Below are 15,986 nucleotides of genomic sequence, written 5' to 3' on the forward strand. Positions count from 1 at the left end.
TAAAAAAGGTAACATTTTGTTTAACTATAAAAATTTAAAGAAAATACTATTTTTATTTCAACCAGAAACAGCACATCATCTTGCAGAACTTGGATTAAGAGCTTTACCAAACTGTAGAATGCTTACAAACTATATGGTAAATAAAAATTTTGTAAATGATGAAAGACTTACGCAAGAGATTTTTAATGTTAAATTTATTAATCCTATTGGGTTAGCAGCTGGTTTTGATAAAAATTCAACTATGGTAAAAGCTATGCCAGCACTTGGTTTTGGTTATACAGAAATTGGAACAATGACTCCAAGACCTCAAGATGGAAATGCTAAACCTAGAATGTTTAGATACCCAAAAGCTAATTCAGTACAAAATGCTATGGGATTTAATAATGAAGGTGCCCACGCAGTTTTAAAAAACCTAAAAAAAGTTTATCCTTTTGTTTTACCAATTGGAGTAAATATAGGTAAAAATAAAACAACACCTGAAGAGTATGCTTTAAATGATTATAAAATGTTAATTAAAAAATTTGAGCAAACAAGTGATTATCTAGTAATAAATATTTCTAGTCCAAATACACCAAATCTTAGAGATTTACAAAATGAAGAGTTTATTACAGCTTTATTTAATATGGCAAAAGAGCTAACTAATAAACCAATTTTATTAAAAATTGCTCCAGATATGCAAGTTGATACAGCAATACAGTTATGTAAAACTGCTGTAAATGCAGGAGCAGCAGGGATTATTGCAACAAATACAACAATTGATTATAACTTACTTCCAGGATGCCAAAATTTTGGAGGATTAAGTGGAGAAGTTTTAAGAGAAAAATCTTATGAACTATTTAAAGAAATAGCAAAAGAGTTGTTTGGTAAAACTTTACTTATCTCTGTTGGAGGAATAAGTAATGCTCAAGAAGCATATAGAAGACTAAAAGCTGGAGCAACTTTAGTTCAAGCATACTCTGGAATGATTTTTGAAGGACCTTCTATGGTTAGAAAGATAAATGAAGGTATCTTAGAACTTATGGAAAAAGATGGATATTCACATATTAGTGAAGTAATTGGAGCAGATTTAAAATAATAAAGGTGAAAAATGCAAATATTTAAAAATTTTATATTAAGTGCGTTGTTTTTCACTATTTTTGCAGGAGAACTAATGAGTAGTAATAGCTTACCAAAATATTATACAAAAACTTTAGAAAATAACTTACAAATAGTGGCTATTCCTATGGATAATGGCTCAAATGTAATCTCAACAGATATTTTCTATAAAGTTGGAAGTAAAGATGAAAAAATGGGTAAAAGTGGAATAGCTCATATGTTAGAACATCTTAACTTTAAATCAACAAAGAATCTAAAAGCTGGTGAGTTTGATGAAATAGTAAAAGGTTTTGGGGGAGTAAATAATGCTAGTACAAGCTTTGATTATACTCACTACTTTATAAAATCAAGTTCTAAAAATATGGAAAAATCTTTAGAACTTTTTGCAGAACTTATGCAAAATCTTACATTAAAAGATGAAGAGTTTCAACCAGAGCGTGATGTAGTTGCAGAAGAAAGAAGATGGAGAACAGACAATAATCCTATGGGATATATGCAATTTAGATTATTTAATAACGCATATATCTACCATCCTTATCATTGGACTCCAATTGGATTTATGAATGATATTAAAAATTGGACTATTGAAGATATTAAAGATTTTCATAGCACTTTTTATCAACCAAAAAATGCTATTGTTGTAGTGGCTGGAGATATAACAAAAGAAGAAGTTTTTGAAAAGACTGAAAAATATTTTAAAGATATTAAAAACACAAAAGAAATAGTAAGACAAACTTATACGGTTGAGCCAAAACAAGATGGGGAAAAAAGAGTAGTTATAAAAAGAGATACTCAAGTTGAGATGCTAACAATAGCTTATCATATTCCAAATTTTGAACATAAAGACCAAGTAGCACTTAGTGCTTTAACAGAACTTTTAAGTTCAGGAAAAAGTTCACTTTTACAAAAAGTATTAGTTGATGAGAAAAAAATGGTAAACTCAATTTATGCTTATAATGTTGAGCTAAAAGATCCAGGATTGTTTCTTTTTTCAGCAGTTTGTAATGAAGGTGTTAAAGCTAAAGATGTTGAAGAAGAAATTTTAAAAATTATAAAAGATATAAAAAGTGGGAATATTAGCAAAAAAGATATTGAAAAAATAAAAATCAATACAAAAGCTGATTTTATATTTTCACTAGAAAGTTCAACTTCAGTGGCTTCACTATTAGGAAGCTATTTTGTAAGAGATAATATTAAACCTCTTTTTGAATATGAAGAGAGTATTGAGAAGTTAAAGAAAAAAGACCTTGTTGCTGTTGCAAAAAAATATCTAATAAAAGATAATTCAACAACAGTAATTTTAAAAAAGGCCCAAAAAAATTAAAATTATAAGAGTTAGACAAATAAAATCGTAAATTTATAAAGGATTGTTCAATGCAAAATATTATTGGTGCAATGACTGCACTTATTACCCCATTTAAAAATGGAAAAGTAGATACAGCAAAATACGAAGAATTAATTAAAAGACAAATTGCACAAGGAATAGATGTTGTTGTTCCAGTGGGAACTACGGGAGAGAGTGCAACTTTATCTCATGAAGAGCATAGAGAGTGTATAGAAATAGCTGTTGCAACTTGTAAGGGTAGTAATGTAAAAGTTATTGCAGGAGCAGGTTCAAATGCTACACATGAAGCAATAGGAATTGCACAACATGCTCAAAAAGTTGGAGCAGATGGACTTTTATCTGTTGCGCCATATTATAATAAACCAACACAAGAAGGTCTTTATCAACACTATAAAGCTATTGCAAGTTCAGTAGAGATTCCATTTATGATATATAATGTACCAGGAAGAACAGGTGTGGATATTGAAGCTGATACTGCCATTAGATTATTTGATGATGTATCAAATATCTATGCAATAAAAGAAGCAACTGGTTCTTTAGAAAGAGCTATTGAACTTAGTTCAAAAAGACCAGAATTTTGTGTAATTTCAGGTGATGATGCTATTGATTTCCCTATGTTAGCAAATGGTGGAAAAGGGATAATCTCAGTTACAGCAAACTTACTACCAAATTACAAAAGTAAATTAGTTCATAGTGTATTTAATAAAGATTTTGAAACTGCAAAAAAAATAAATGATGATTTATATGCTATAAATAAAGCACTTTTTGTGGAAAGTAATCCAATTCCTATAAAAGCTGCTATGTATCTTGCAGGATTAATTAGCACACTAGAATATAGATTACCATTGACTCCTCCAAGTAGAGAGACAATGAGAAAATTAGAAGATGTATTAAAAGGTTATGAGGTAATTAAATAATGAATGAGTTTATGAAGGGTAAAACATTAGTAATTTCAGGTGGTACTAAAGGTATAGGAAAAGCGTGTGTTTATAGATTTGCACAAGAGGGTGTAAATATTGCTTTTACATATAATTCAAATGCCGAAGTTGCACAAGAAATTGCAGATGAAGTAGAGAGAGAATTTGGCGTAAAATGTAGATGTTATGCATTTAATATTTTAGAACCAGAAAAATATAAAGAGTTATTTGAAGAGATTGATAAGGATTTCGATAGAGTTGATTTCTTTATTTCAAATGCTATGATTTATGGAAGAGCAGTAGTTGGTGGTTATGGTAGATTTATGAAACTAAAACCAAAAGGTTTAAATAATATCTATACTGCAACTGTAAATGCTTTTGTATGTGGTTCACAACAAGCTGCAAAAAGAATGGAAAAAGTTGGTGGTGGAGCAATTGTTAGTTTAAGTTCTACTGGAAACTTAGTATATATTGAAAACTATGCAGGACATGGTACAAATAAAGCTGCTGTTGAAGCTATGGTTAGATATGCAGCAACTGAGTTAGGACAAATGGGAATTAGAGTAAATGCTGTAAGTGGTGGACCTATTGATACAGATGCTTTAAAAGCATTTACAAACTATGAAGAAGTTAGAGATAAAACAGCAGAATTATCTCCATTAAATAGAATGGGACAACCTGATGATTTAGCAAGTGCATGCTATTTCTTATGTACAAAAGAAGCTTCATGGGTAACAGGTCACACGCTAATCGTTGATGGCGGGACAACGTTTAAATAATTTATGTTAAATTTACCAAATATATTAGCACTTTTTAGAATAGCATTAGCTCCACTAATGCTATGGTTTTTAGTAGATAGAGAAAATATTATTTTCTCTTCTTGGCACCCTACTTGGCTTGATTATTTTGCCGGTCTAATCTTTGTTATTGCTTCAGTTACAGACTTCTTTGATGGATATATTGCACGAAAATGGAATCAAATAACAAAACTTGGAGCAATATTAGATCCGCTTGCTGATAAAATGCTTATGTTAGCTGGATTTTTAGGGCTTATGATAATAGATAGAGCCTCTTCTTGGGCTGTATTTTTAATCTTATCAAGAGAATTTTTTATTACTGGGCTTAGGGTTGTTGCAGCAGATGAAGGCAAAAATGTTGCTTCAACAATGGCAGGAAAAATAAAAACTGTAGTTCAAATGATAGCAATTGGTTTTTTAATTATGAATTGGCCTTTTGCAACTGAGCTTTTATGGTTAGCGGTTATACTTACACTTTACTCTGGTTATGAGTATTTAAGAGATTATTACAAAAATTAATTGGAGTTTATATTGGGTACTATTACTTTTTTAATTGTATTATCTATACTTGTATTTATTCATGAGCTTGGGCATTTTTTAGCAGCAAGATATTTTGGTGTTACTGTTCATGTTTTTTCTATAGGTTTTGGTAAAAAGCTATTTTCAAAAACTTGGAAAGGTACAGAATGGAGATTTGCACTAATCCCTTTAGGTGGATATGTAAAAATGAAAGGACAAGATGATACTAAGCCAGGTCTTATTGAAGATGGAAAAGATTCATACAATAATATAAAGCCTTGGCAAAGAATAGTTATTCTTTTTGCGGGTCCTTTTGCAAACTTTATACTTGCAGCAGTTATTTACTTTGCAATTGCTATTTTAGGAGCTACTTCATTAGCTCCAACAATTGGAAATGTAATAGAAAACTCACCAGCTGCAAAAGCTGGACTTGCTGTAAATGATAAAATTATTAGAATAAATGATACAGAAATAAAAACTTGGGAAGAGATAGGTAAAACTATTACTCAAACGCAAGGTGCTTTAAAATTTTATGTACAAAGAGGTAATAAAGTTCAAGCTTTTATAATCAAACCTCAAGTTTCAGATTCTGAAAATATATTTAGAGAAAAGATTAAAAAAAGAATGATTGGAATTGCTCCTGCACCTAAACTTGTAACAATAAATCATTCACCAATAGAGGCTATTTCATATGCTTATGATAAAACAATAGAATCTTCAAAAATGATTTTTTTAGGAGTTCAAAAACTTATTCAAGGAATAATTCCTAGCAGTGAAATTGGTGGAGTTATAACAATAGGAAAAGTTATTTCAGATGCAAGTGAATCTAGTTTTATTGCTCTTCTTGCAATTACTGCACTTATTTCTGTAAACTTAGGAGTATTAAATCTTCTTCCAATTCCAGCACTTGATGGTGGACATATTATGTTTAATTTATATGAAATTATTGCAAGAAGAAAACCAAGTGATAGAGTATTTATGTATTTAACAATAACTGGATGGGTTATTTTAGGTTCATTAATGTTACTTGGAATTTACAATGATATAAATAGAATTTTTTTAAAAGAGTAGAGAATGAATAAAGAAAAAGCACTAGAAAATTTAGATAAATTAATTGCTGATGTGGAAGATGCAAGACTTCAACTTTCAGAACATCATATTGTAAAAATTATTGGTATTAGTAAATATAGTACTAGTGAAGATGTGGCAACTTTGTATTCTGCAGGACAAAGAGCTTTTGGAGAAAATAAAGTTCAAGATTTAAAAGAAAAAATGAACACTTTAGAAGAACTACCTTTAGAGTGGCATTTTGTAGGAAGACTTCAAAAAAATAAAATTAATAATCTAATTGATTTAAAACCTACACTAATGCAAAGTCTTGATAGCTTAGATTTAGCACAAGAATTAAATAAAAAATTAGAAGCAAAAAATCAAAAGATGAATTGTTTACTTCAGATTAACTCTGCAAAAGAAGAGAGTAAAGCTGGTGTTATGCCAGAAGTTGCAGTAAAAATTTATAAAGAAATTTTAGAAACTTGTCCTTATATTAAATTAAAAGGTGTAATGAGTATTGGTGCTCATGTGGAAGATAAAGAAGTAATTGAAAAAAGTTTTAATACTACAAAAACTATCTTTGATGAACTAAAACCTTTTGGTGCAAAATATTGTTCTATGGGAATGAGTGGGGATTTTAAACTTGCAATTAAATGTGGTTCTAATATGATTAGAGTAGGTTCAACTTTATTTAAATAGTTTTATATTGGTATATTAGTTTATTTTCTAATATACCAATTTTACTCTACTTTTTTACATAATTTTCTAATTTTTGCCTTACCTTTTAAAGCTTCAATTACTTCAACTTCTTCATCTTGTTCAAAACTTTCATTTGAATCTATATTCCAATATACAGCATTATAAAATACTTTTTTATTTATAATAATACCTATATTTTTATCTAAAGAAGAGTTATTATCTTTTTTTAGCATAAAAAATAATATTAAAATTACAATAAATGTAGTAATTATTAAATTCAAAATATTTCCATTTATATTATATGAATCAGCAATTGCTTCTACCATTTTAAATCCTAGTAATTAAATTTAAAATAAAACATAATTAAATTAATTATTTATTTTATTATAATAAATTTAGACTTTAAATATAGAATTTTTATTGATTTATCTCAATTTTTCTTACTTTTAGTTCTAAAAATACATAAGAGTTGTGTTTTATTATAAGTAATTTAGAATTTATCTTTTAAAATCACACTAAATATTAAAGGAGTTATTATGAAAAAATTTACTATTTCATTGCTTTTAGCAACATCTGCACTATTTGCTCATCAAATTACAGCAAAAAAAGATGTTAATGGTACATATAAAGCACAGTTTTGGGCACATGGAGAATTTCAAAAATTTGAAGCAAGACAATTAAAAGGTGCAAGTGCTTATGATATTAATAATAAAGAGATTAAAACTGGTATTGATTACTCAAAAGATACTACACTTTTAACTGCTAAAAAACCAGCAATGATTACTTTAGCTTTTGATGCTGGCTATTGGGTTGAAGGAGATAAAGGTTATGAAAATATTGAGCCTTCAAAATATAAAGGTATAGTTTATAATACTTTAAAAAGTGTTAAATATGGAAAAAGATATTTTGAATGGAGTGATGCATTTTTAAAACCAACAGGAATGAAAATGGAGATTATTCCTCTTATTAATCCTTTTACAATTAAAAAAGGAGATAAACTTCCAGTATTAGTTTTAAAAGATGGAGAAGCTTTTGAAAATGCTAGTTTTGAAACTTCTGATTATGGAGATTTGGATATTAAAACAAATAAATATGGAATTGCGAATATTCCTGTTAAAAACTCTGGATTACAAATTATTGCAGCGGTTTATTATGCTGATGAAATAAGTGATAATAATGCAAATAAAATCACTATTCAAAGTAGTATTTCATTTGAAGTAAAATAAGATGATTAAAGCAATTATTACTACACTAATTTTAAGTTTAAGTGCCTTTGCACACGGAATATATTATGATTTAATTGAAGGTGCAATTGCAGTTAGAATTACTGCACCAAATAATGTACCAATTAGCAATGCAAAAGTAACAATATATGCCCCAGAGGCATCTCTTGCTTTTGTAGAAGGAAGAAGTGATATAAATGGAAACTTTGCTTTTTTACCTGATTCAAGGGGTATATGGAAAGTTTTAATAAATGCAGATAGTGACCATGGCGGGCATTTAAAAGAGTTTACTATAAATATAGATGATAAGTTTAAAATTAAAGATTTTGAAAAACCACCTTATGAAAGATACCTTACAATTATTAGTGTATTAGGTCTTTTATTTGGGATTTTTGGAATTTTTGCTATGGTAAAAAGTAGAAAAGATACAATCAAATGATTGTATCTTATTCTATAATCTCTTCATTATGTAACTCTAAAAATTCACTTTTTTCAATAATTTCTTCACTAAAGTATTCTAATTTTGTCTCAACTGCTTCAAGATTTTTAAATTTTGCTATATGAAAAATAGCATCTCCTTCTTGAACTAGAGGAATTTCTGACTTTCCTATAATTACTCCATCAAATGGAGCTTTTACAGTTATATTTGCTTGTGTATCTTCTATTGGGTCATCAATAAGTGCTATTATTTCATCTTTTACAACAGTATCACCAAGAGCTTTTATTGTTCTTAATATACCACTTTCCCCTGCTCTAACCCATTGACTACTTCTTGTAATAATAGGAAGCTTTTTTGCTTTTCTTTTTGCTAAAGGAAGCATATCTAAGTCCCTTAAAACATTGATTATTCCTTTAACCCCTATTCTAATACAAGTCTCATCAAATCGTAAAGCTTCCCCTGCTTCATATAATAAAACTCTTATACCTTTTTCTTGCGCAACTTCTCTTAAAGAACCATCTCTTAACTCTGAGTGTAAAATAACAGGAGCTTCAAAGGCTTTTGCTAAGCTATATGATAATTCATCTTTAATATTTGTTCTAATTTGTGGAAGATTTGATTTATGAATTGAAGCTGTATGCAAATCAATACCAAAATCACATACACTTACAACTTCATTGAAAAATATTTTTGCAACTCTACTTGCAAGTGAGCCTCTATTTGTACCAGGAAAAGACCTATTTAAATCCCTTCTATCTGGCATATATCTTGATTGAGTCATTGTTCCATATACATTTACTATTGGAACTAAAATTAAAGTACCTCTTAATCTTTTTAAAATACTTAATTTTCTTAATCTTCTAATAATTTCTATACCATTTAATTCATCACCGTGTATTGCAGCACTTACAAAAACAGTAGGCCCATCTTTTTTCCCTCTTATTATATGTAAAGGAAGATGAGTAGGAGTATTATATAATTTAGGTAACTCTATATTTAAAGTTACCCTTGAACCTCTTAAGATTTTTTGTCCACCTAAAATAAAAGGAGCAACTGCCATTTAATTATGCTCCTATATTATCTTTTTTAATTTTTCTTTTTTTCGTTTTTGGATGAGGATCTTTTACATTTCTTTCAATAAAATCCATAATTTTCCCTGCAATATCAAGCTTTGTAGAAGTCTCTATTCCTTCAAGACCTGGAGAAGAGTTTACTTCCATTACTAAAGGACCTCTATTTGAAGGTATCATATCAACTCCACATACTCCAAGTCCCATTGCTTTTGCAGCAGCTAAAGCAGTAGCTTTTTCTTTTCTACTTAAAGTATGAGCAACAGCTGTTCCACCTTGATGTAAGTTTGACCTAAAATCACCTTCAGCACCTTGTCTTTTCATAGCACCAACAATCTCTCCACCTACAACTAAAACTCTAATATCAGCACCATTTGCCTCTTCAATAAACTCTTGAACAAGTAAATTTACATCCATACCATAAAAAGCATCAAGTACAGATTTTGCGGCTTTTTCACTCTCTACTAAAACAACACCTACACCTTGAGTACCTTCTAATATTTTTAAAACTAAAGGTGCTCCACCACTTAATTCTATTACATCTTTTGCACTTGATTCATTTGAAGCAAAAACAGTCTTAGGCATATCAATAGAATTCTTTGATAAAATTTGTAAACTTCTAAGTTTATCTCTACTTCTTTTTATTGCTAAACTTCCTGTAACAGTAAAGACATCCATCATCTCAAAATGTCTAACCATAGCAGTTCCATAAAAAGTTCTACTTGCACCAATTCTTGGGATAATTGCATCTGGTCTTGGTAACTCTTCACCTAAATAGTTGATTTTAAGTTCACCCTTCATAATTTCAATACTACATTTTAAATAATCAATAACTCTTACTTCCCAACCTCTTTGCTCACCTGCTTGAACTAATCTTTTTGTTGAATATAATTTTGGGTCTCTTGACAGTATATATACTCTCATTTTTTGATTTCCTTTAGTCAAATATTGTCTTTAATATATAATTATATTCAAAAAAACAAGATTTTGTATTAAAGAAATTTTTTTCTTTTAAAAGTTCCATTTTATGAGCATATAAAGCAAATATTTTTTATAAGATTTTTATTTTTTTATTTTATAATATAAGGTAAGTAGGAAAAAGTAAGATAGAAAAAATAAATGTCTATCTCACTTTTTATAATAATGCAAAGCTTTAAATAAATCTTATACTTCTAAAGCTTTTTTAAATTTAGTTAATTCCTCTTCAATAGAAGGAATTCTCATAAAATGTTCTCCAATTAAGAAAGCATCAGCTCCAAGAGCATTTAATCTTTTAATAGTTTCAGTATTGCTTACTCCACTTTCTGCAACTATTATTTTTCCATTTGGTATCATAGGAATAAGTTTATCACAAAGTTGCATATCCATCTCAAAAGTATCAAGATTTCTATGATTTATTCCTACTATATTTGCCCCACATTTCATAGCTTTAGTTAAATCTTCTTTATCATGAATTTCAACCAATACTTCAAGACCTAAATGAAGTGCATAATCATATAGTTCTTTTAACTCTTTTGTACTTAATGCTTTTGCAATAAGTAAAATAAAATCAGCTCCATAAACTAAAGCTTCAACAATTTGATATTTATCAACAATAAAATCTTTTCTAAGCAATGGTGTTGGCACATATCTTCTTATTTGAGTTAGGTACTCTAAATTACCTTTAAAATAGTGTGGTTCAGTAAGAACAGAAATAGCATTTGCTCCACTATTACTATAACTTTGAGCAATTGCAAGAGGGTCAAAGTCTTCTTTTATTATACCTTTACTTGGACTAGCTTTTTTAACCTCAGCAATAATTCTAATTGGCTCTTCTTTTGTAGAAGTTAAAAACTTTTTTACATCTCTTGGAGGATATGGATTTGAAGCTAAACTTCTTCCTAATAAATCAAGAGGAAGTTCTATTTTTCTTCTTTCTAAATCCTCTTTAGTTTTTTGTATAATCTCATCTAAAATCACTTATTTACACTCCTTAATTTTATTCCAATGTATTTTAATTTCTTCTTCCTCAAGCCCAATTGCATCAACTACTTTTTTCATATTAATATAAGCTTCTTTGCACTGTTTTTTCTTATATAAACCCCAAGCAAGAGAGTCTATATATGCTACATTATTTGGCGCTTTATTTAAAGCTTTTTTTACATATTCAATACCTTTGTTTATATCCACATTATAATCAATTAATAAATATCCTAAAAAGTTTTGATATACATGATTATCTAAAATTATTAAGGCATCTTCAAATTTTTGTATTACAGATTTTAATATTTTCTTTTTATCTTTTGCTGTTTCAAATTCTAAAATAGCAATTTGAGCTAAAAGGTCGATATTTCCACTACTTTTATATAATTTATTTAAAAGTTCTAAGGCTTTTGTTTTATCATCTTTTTTTTGGTATAAAGATAAAAGTTTATATTCATCAATATCATTTTTTTCTAAAAATTTAATAGCATCATCTATATTTTTTTGTTCTAAATAAGCAATTAAATATTTATAAGTTCTATTCATAGAATAAAAATCACCACTGTTTTTATATTCAAAATATGCTTTTTTTAATACAGAGATTATTCCATCAATATTTTTTTGTTCTTGATAAAAAGAGAAAAGTTTAGTACAAACTCCACCTTCACAACCATATAATCTAATATGTGTTTCTAAATATGAAATAGCTTTTTCTTTTTTATTTAAATATGAATATAAAACATCCACAAGATTTGTTAGTGTTGCACCATTTATACTTGATAAATAAGCACTTTCAAAATACTCTTCTGCTTTTTTATACTCTTGTCTTTCAAAATATATATTTGCCACAAGTTCATAGTTTTCTGAATTATTAAAAACTTCCAATAATTTTAAAGCACTTTTTAAAGCTTCATCTAACTCTTCAAGTTTTAATAAAGATATAGTATAAAATCTTAAAATAAACTCATAAGATTTATCTTCTTCATCCATATATTTTAAACTATATTTTTTTACATCTTCATATTTTGATAACTGCATTGAGATAATTAAAAATCTTTCTAAATACTCATATCTATTAGTTTTTTCAAATAGTACCAAATATAAATCTTTTGCAAAAGCAAAATCTCTATTCTTTTCATGTTCTAAAGCATAAAGGATATATTGGTCTTCTGCATCAAATAGCTTAATATCTTTTCTTTGAAGATTTTTATTTCCTATACAAGAGGCAAATAACAATGGTAAGAGTAAAATTATAAAGGTTTTATAGCTGGGCACTCTTTGTAAACCTCTTCTTCATTATTTTTAAAATAGTCCCAAAAAGGGAAAGTTCTACATTGTGTAGGTCTAGCTTCATAAATCGAACATTGTCTTTTTTCCAAATCAAAAAAAGTACAAGCATAATTATTTTCTTCAATTTTTATTTCATTCAAACTATACTTATAACCTATTTTTCTTAAATATTTAACTCTAAGCTCATCTAATGTTATATTTAAATATTTACTTAATCTTTCTATTTCTTGCATATTTATCCAGATATAACCACTCTCTCCAATACAACAATTGCCTTTACAATTGCCACATTCACTTGAGTCAAAACAGTAATTGTATCCACTTTCTTTTAATATCATAAAATCTCTACTTTTATACTATGTGTTGCACATTTTTTATATATTTCTTGAACCTCTAAAGTAAACTCTTGATTTTCAAAAACAAATAAAGCAGGTAAAATTTTTGTCAAAGATTTTGAGTTTTTTCTTGCATAGACTAAAATCAAAGTTGCATCTTTATCTTTTTTTGGATGGACAAATTGTAAAGCTTCTAAATTAAATTTATATTTGTTAAGGCACAAAATTATTTCATTTATTTGCTTTACATCATAACAAAAAAAGAATTTTCCATTTTGTTTTAAAATTTTACTTGTTTTAGCTATAAACTCCTCTAAAGGCATAGAGTCATTATATCTAGCTATTTTTATATTTTCATTTTCACTTTTAATTACTTCACTATGATAAAAAGGAGGGTTTGAAACACAAATATCAAACTCTTTATCAAATTGCGTAGTTAAAAAAGAACCTTTATATAAAGTTGCTTCAATTTTATTACATCTACTATTAGTAGTAGTTAAAAACTGAAATTTTTCTTGTAATTCACATTGATTTAAATTTAATCTTGAATTATCCCTAGCAACTAAAAGACCTAAAATACCACTTCCACTTCCTATATCAAGTAACTCTCCAGATATATTTTTAAAATTTTTTAAATTCTCAATAATAAAATTATATAAAAAGTGAGTATCACTATTGTAACAATAACCGTCTTTTGGCTGATAAAGAAGCAATATTTAACCTTTTGTGTTTTTGATATTATATCTAATAAACCCAATAATAGATTTAAAAACTAATTTTTACTAAAAAATACTATACATTTCTTCTAATTCTATAGTATATTTCTTCTAACTAAAGTTATTTTTAAGTAGTCATAGCTTAAAGTTTTTTAATTGTTTATTATTAATTTTTATTATTATATTTTGCTAATTAGCTCTTATAATAATCTCAACTTATAAAGAGGATACCATGGAAAGATATAAAATACCTGAAAATACTCCTGTGTGGGTAGATGAAAGTAGATGTAAGGCCTGCGATGTATGTGTTAGTGTTTGCCCTGCTGGAGTATTGGCTATGAAGCAAGAACCTACTTCAACATTAGGTGCAATTATTACTGTGGTACATAAAGAATCATGTATTGGATGTAGTGACTGTGAGTTATCTTGCCCAGATTTTGCTATTTTTGTAGCAGATAAAAAAGATTTTAAATTTGCTAAGCTTACTAAAGAAGCACAAGATAGAGCAATTTTAATAAAAAATAACAACTATAAAATATTAAGTGCTTAAGGATAAAAAATGGCAAGAGAACTAATAGCAACAGGAAATGAGCTTGCAGCAATTGCAGCTATTGATGCAGGATGTGAATTTTTTTCAGGGTATCCAATTACTCCTTCAAGCGAAGTTATGCATACAATTTCAGACCTTTTACCAGCAAATGGTGGTGCAGCAATACAAATGGAAGATGAAATTGCAGGGATTTGTGCAGCACTTGGAGCTTCTATGAGTGGCAAAAAAGCTTTAACAGCCACAAGTGGACCGGGAATTTCTTTAAAAGCTGAAAATATAGGATTGGGCTATATTGCTGAAGTTCCATTAGTTATTATAAATGTAATGAGAGCTGGCCCTTCAACAGGACTTCCAACAAGAGTACAACAAGGTGATATTTTACAAGCAAAAGCTCCAACACATGGAGATTTTAACTCAATTACGTTATGTGCAAGTAATCTTGAAGAGTGTTATACACAAACTGTAAAAGCTTTTAATTTAGCCAATAGATTTATGCAACCTGTTTTTGTTTTACTTGATGAAACAATTGGGCATATGAGTGGAAAAGCTGTACTTCCTGATTTAGAAGAAATAAAAGCTTCATTAGTTGAAAGAAGAGTTTTTCAAGGCTCTAAAGAAGAGTATAAGCCATATGATGTAGCTTTTGATGAACCTGCTATTTTAAATCCAATGTTTCAAGGATATAAATATCATTTTACAGGACTTCATCATGGTCCAACAGGGCATCCAACAGAAGATGCAAAAGTTTGCCAAGATTTAATTGATAGACTTTTTAATAAAGTAAATCTTCATTTAAATGAAGTACAACAATATGAAGAGTATCAAGTTGATGATGCAGATATTTTAATAATGGCTTATGGGTCTGTTGCATTATCTGTAAAAGAAGCAATAAAAAGATTAAGAGAAGAAGGGTATAAAGTTGGATTATTTAGACCAATTACTCTTTGGCCAAGCCCAGAAGAAAAAATCTATGAATATTGCCAAAAGTTTAAAAAGATTTTAGTTGTAGAGTTAAATAAAGGTCAATATATTCAAGAATTTGAAAGAATTGGTCAAAGAAGAGATTTTAAAACTTTATTTAGAGCAAATGGAAGACCAATTGCACCAATTGAAATAATTGAAAAAATCAAAGGAATGTAAGATGGCTTTTAATTATGATAAATATTTAAGAATTGATAAAATGCCTACACTTTGGTGTTGGGGTTGTGGTGATGGAGTTATCTTAAAAGCTTTGATTAGAGCTATTGAAAAAGCTGGATGGAATATGGATGATGTATGTGTAGTTTCGGGTATTGGCTGTTCAGGAAGATTTTCTTCATATATAAATTGTAATACTGTTCATACAACACATGGAAGAGCCATAGCTTATGCAACAGGGATAAAACTTGCAAATCCAACTAAACATGTGATTTGTGTAACTGGAGATGGAGATGGACTTGCAATTGGAGGAAATCATACTATTCATGGATGTAGAAGAAATATAGATTTAACACATATTGTTGTAAATAACTTTATTTATGGACTTACAAACTCTCAAACAAGTCCAACAACTCCTCAAGGAATGTGGACAGTTACAGCAAAAAGAGGAAATATAGATCCAACTTTTGATGCTTGTAATCTTGCAATTGGAGCAGGAGCAAGTTTTGTAGCAAGAGAGAGTGTTACAGAGCCTAAAAAACTTGAAAAAGTAATACAAAAAGCCTTGGAGCATAAGGGATACTCTTTTATTGATGTTTTTTCAAATTGTCATATAAATCTTGGAAGAAAAAATAAAATGGCAAATGCTATGGAAAACTTAGAATGGATTGAATCTATCACAGTTGCTAAAACTAAATTTGATAAGCTTGAAGAAGATGAAAAAATAGGAAAATTCCCAACAGGAATTTTAAAAGAAGAGCTTAAAGCTGAATATTGTGAACTTTATGAAAAAGTAAAAGAAGCACATAAAAATAAAACAACAGTAAAACTTTAGGAGT

The 15,986-nt window shown here is 28.4% G+C and carries 19 protein-coding genes; 12 read left to right on the plus strand and 7 right to left on the minus strand.

Features of this window, described 5'->3' with window-relative positions:
• The first annotated feature begins 16 nt into the window (after positions 1-16).
• From AMYT_RS09235 to AMYT_RS09265, 7 genes are read left to right on the plus strand one after another with little or no spacing between them, the layout of a single operon-like run.
• Positions 17-1,075, plus strand: coding sequence for a quinone-dependent dihydroorotate dehydrogenase (locus tag AMYT_RS09235; protein ID WP_114842262.1), 1,059 nt, complete (start codon positions 17-19; stop codon positions 1,073-1,075).
• Positions 1,076-1,087: 12 nt separating this feature from the next.
• Positions 1,088-2,419, plus strand: coding sequence for a M16 family metallopeptidase (locus AMYT_RS09240; RefSeq protein ID WP_114842263.1), 1,332 nt, complete (start codon positions 1,088-1,090; stop codon positions 2,417-2,419).
• 50 nt (positions 2,420-2,469) lie between these two features.
• On the plus strand, positions 2,470-3,357 hold the full coding sequence (gene dapA, locus AMYT_RS09245) for a 4-hydroxy-tetrahydrodipicolinate synthase (protein ID WP_114842264.1): 888 nt from the start codon (positions 2,470-2,472) through the stop codon (positions 3,355-3,357).
• The gene (locus tag AMYT_RS09250) at positions 3,357-4,136 is read left to right on the plus strand and encodes an enoyl-ACP reductase (protein WP_114842265.1); all 780 of its coding nucleotides are present in this window, start codon (positions 3,357-3,359) and stop codon (positions 4,134-4,136) included. The genes dapA and AMYT_RS09250 overlap by 1 nt, the downstream gene beginning before the upstream one ends.
• 3 nt (positions 4,137-4,139) lie before the next feature.
• Positions 4,140-4,673, plus strand: a complete 534-nt coding sequence (pgsA, locus tag AMYT_RS09255) for a CDP-diacylglycerol--glycerol-3-phosphate 3-phosphatidyltransferase (protein WP_114842266.1) — start codon at positions 4,140-4,142, stop codon at positions 4,671-4,673.
• Between the two features lie 12 nt (positions 4,674-4,685).
• On the plus strand, positions 4,686-5,744 hold the full coding sequence (gene rseP, locus AMYT_RS09260; RefSeq protein WP_114842267.1) for an RIP metalloprotease RseP: 1,059 nt from the start codon (positions 4,686-4,688) through the stop codon (positions 5,742-5,744).
• Between the two features lie 3 nt (positions 5,745-5,747).
• On the plus strand, positions 5,748-6,425 hold the full coding sequence (locus AMYT_RS09265; RefSeq protein ID WP_114842268.1) for a YggS family pyridoxal phosphate-dependent enzyme: 678 nt from the start codon (positions 5,748-5,750) through the stop codon (positions 6,423-6,425).
• Positions 6,426-6,466: 41 nt separating this feature from the next.
• On the opposite strand, the gene AMYT_RS09270 is transcribed toward AMYT_RS09265, so the two are convergent.
• Entirely contained in the window at positions 6,467-6,751 is a 285-nt protein-coding gene (locus AMYT_RS09270) for a hypothetical protein (RefSeq protein WP_114842269.1), read from the minus strand.
• 210 nt (positions 6,752-6,961) lie between these two features.
• Here AMYT_RS09270 and AMYT_RS09275 point away from each other — a divergent pair, with 210 nt between their 5' ends.
• Both AMYT_RS09275 and AMYT_RS09280 read left to right on the plus strand, forming a co-directional pair.
• Positions 6,962-7,651 (plus strand): DUF4198 domain-containing protein, encoded by a 690-nt coding sequence (locus tag AMYT_RS09275; protein WP_114842270.1) that lies wholly within the window; start codon positions 6,962-6,964, stop codon positions 7,649-7,651.
• 1 nt (position 7,652) lies between these two features.
• The gene (locus AMYT_RS09280) at positions 7,653-8,087 is read left to right on the plus strand and encodes a carboxypeptidase-like regulatory domain-containing protein (RefSeq protein WP_114842271.1); all 435 of its coding nucleotides are present in this window, start codon (positions 7,653-7,655) and stop codon (positions 8,085-8,087) included.
• 7 nt (positions 8,088-8,094) lie between these two features.
• Here the strand turns inward: AMYT_RS09280 and AMYT_RS09285 are convergent, their stop codons facing one another.
• From AMYT_RS09285 to AMYT_RS09310, 6 genes are all read right to left on the minus strand, one after another.
• Entirely contained in the window at positions 8,095-9,147 is a 1,053-nt protein-coding gene (locus tag AMYT_RS09285) for a succinylglutamate desuccinylase/aspartoacylase family protein (RefSeq protein WP_114842272.1), read from the minus strand.
• 4 nt (positions 9,148-9,151) lie between these two features.
• Positions 9,152-10,081, minus strand: a complete 930-nt coding sequence (rimK, locus tag AMYT_RS09290; protein ID WP_114842273.1) for a 30S ribosomal protein S6--L-glutamate ligase — start codon at positions 10,079-10,081, stop codon at positions 9,152-9,154.
• Positions 10,082-10,321: 240 nt separating this feature from the next.
• A complete protein-coding gene (trpC, locus tag AMYT_RS09295; RefSeq protein WP_114842274.1) occupies positions 10,322-11,116 on the minus strand; it encodes an indole-3-glycerol phosphate synthase TrpC in 795 nt (264 codons plus the stop codon).
• Positions 11,117-12,355, minus strand: a complete 1,239-nt coding sequence (locus AMYT_RS09300) for a tetratricopeptide repeat protein (protein WP_162919493.1) — start codon at positions 12,353-12,355, stop codon at positions 11,117-11,119.
• 14 nt (positions 12,356-12,369) lie between these two features.
• Positions 12,370-12,747 (minus strand): YkgJ family cysteine cluster protein, encoded by a 378-nt coding sequence (locus AMYT_RS09305; protein WP_114842276.1) that lies wholly within the window; start codon positions 12,745-12,747, stop codon positions 12,370-12,372.
• Positions 12,744-13,457: a tRNA1(Val) (adenine(37)-N6)-methyltransferase gene (locus AMYT_RS09310; RefSeq protein ID WP_114842277.1), complete on the minus strand. Its 714-nt coding sequence runs from the start codon at positions 13,455-13,457 to the stop codon at positions 12,744-12,746. The genes AMYT_RS09305 and AMYT_RS09310 overlap by 4 nt, the downstream gene beginning before the upstream one ends.
• 235 nt (positions 13,458-13,692) lie before the next feature.
• Here AMYT_RS09310 and AMYT_RS09315 point away from each other — a divergent pair, with 235 nt between their 5' ends.
• From AMYT_RS09315 to AMYT_RS09325, 3 genes are read left to right on the plus strand one after another with little or no spacing between them, the layout of a single operon-like run.
• Positions 13,693-14,010: a 4Fe-4S binding protein gene (locus tag AMYT_RS09315; RefSeq protein WP_114842278.1), complete on the plus strand. Its 318-nt coding sequence runs from the start codon at positions 13,693-13,695 to the stop codon at positions 14,008-14,010.
• A 9-nt stretch (positions 14,011-14,019) separates the two neighbouring features.
• Positions 14,020-15,150, plus strand: coding sequence for a 2-oxoglutarate synthase subunit alpha (locus AMYT_RS09320; RefSeq protein WP_114842279.1), 1,131 nt, complete (start codon positions 14,020-14,022; stop codon positions 15,148-15,150).
• 1 nt (position 15,151) lies between these two features.
• On the plus strand, positions 15,152-15,982 hold the full coding sequence (locus tag AMYT_RS09325) for a 2-oxoglutarate ferredoxin oxidoreductase subunit beta (RefSeq protein WP_114842280.1): 831 nt from the start codon (positions 15,152-15,154) through the stop codon (positions 15,980-15,982).
• Positions 15,983-15,986 lie beyond the last annotated feature (4 nt).

The organism is Malaciobacter mytili LMG 24559, assembly GCF_003346775.1.
Lineage (GTDB): Bacteria > Campylobacterota > Campylobacteria > Campylobacterales > Arcobacteraceae > Malaciobacter > Malaciobacter mytili.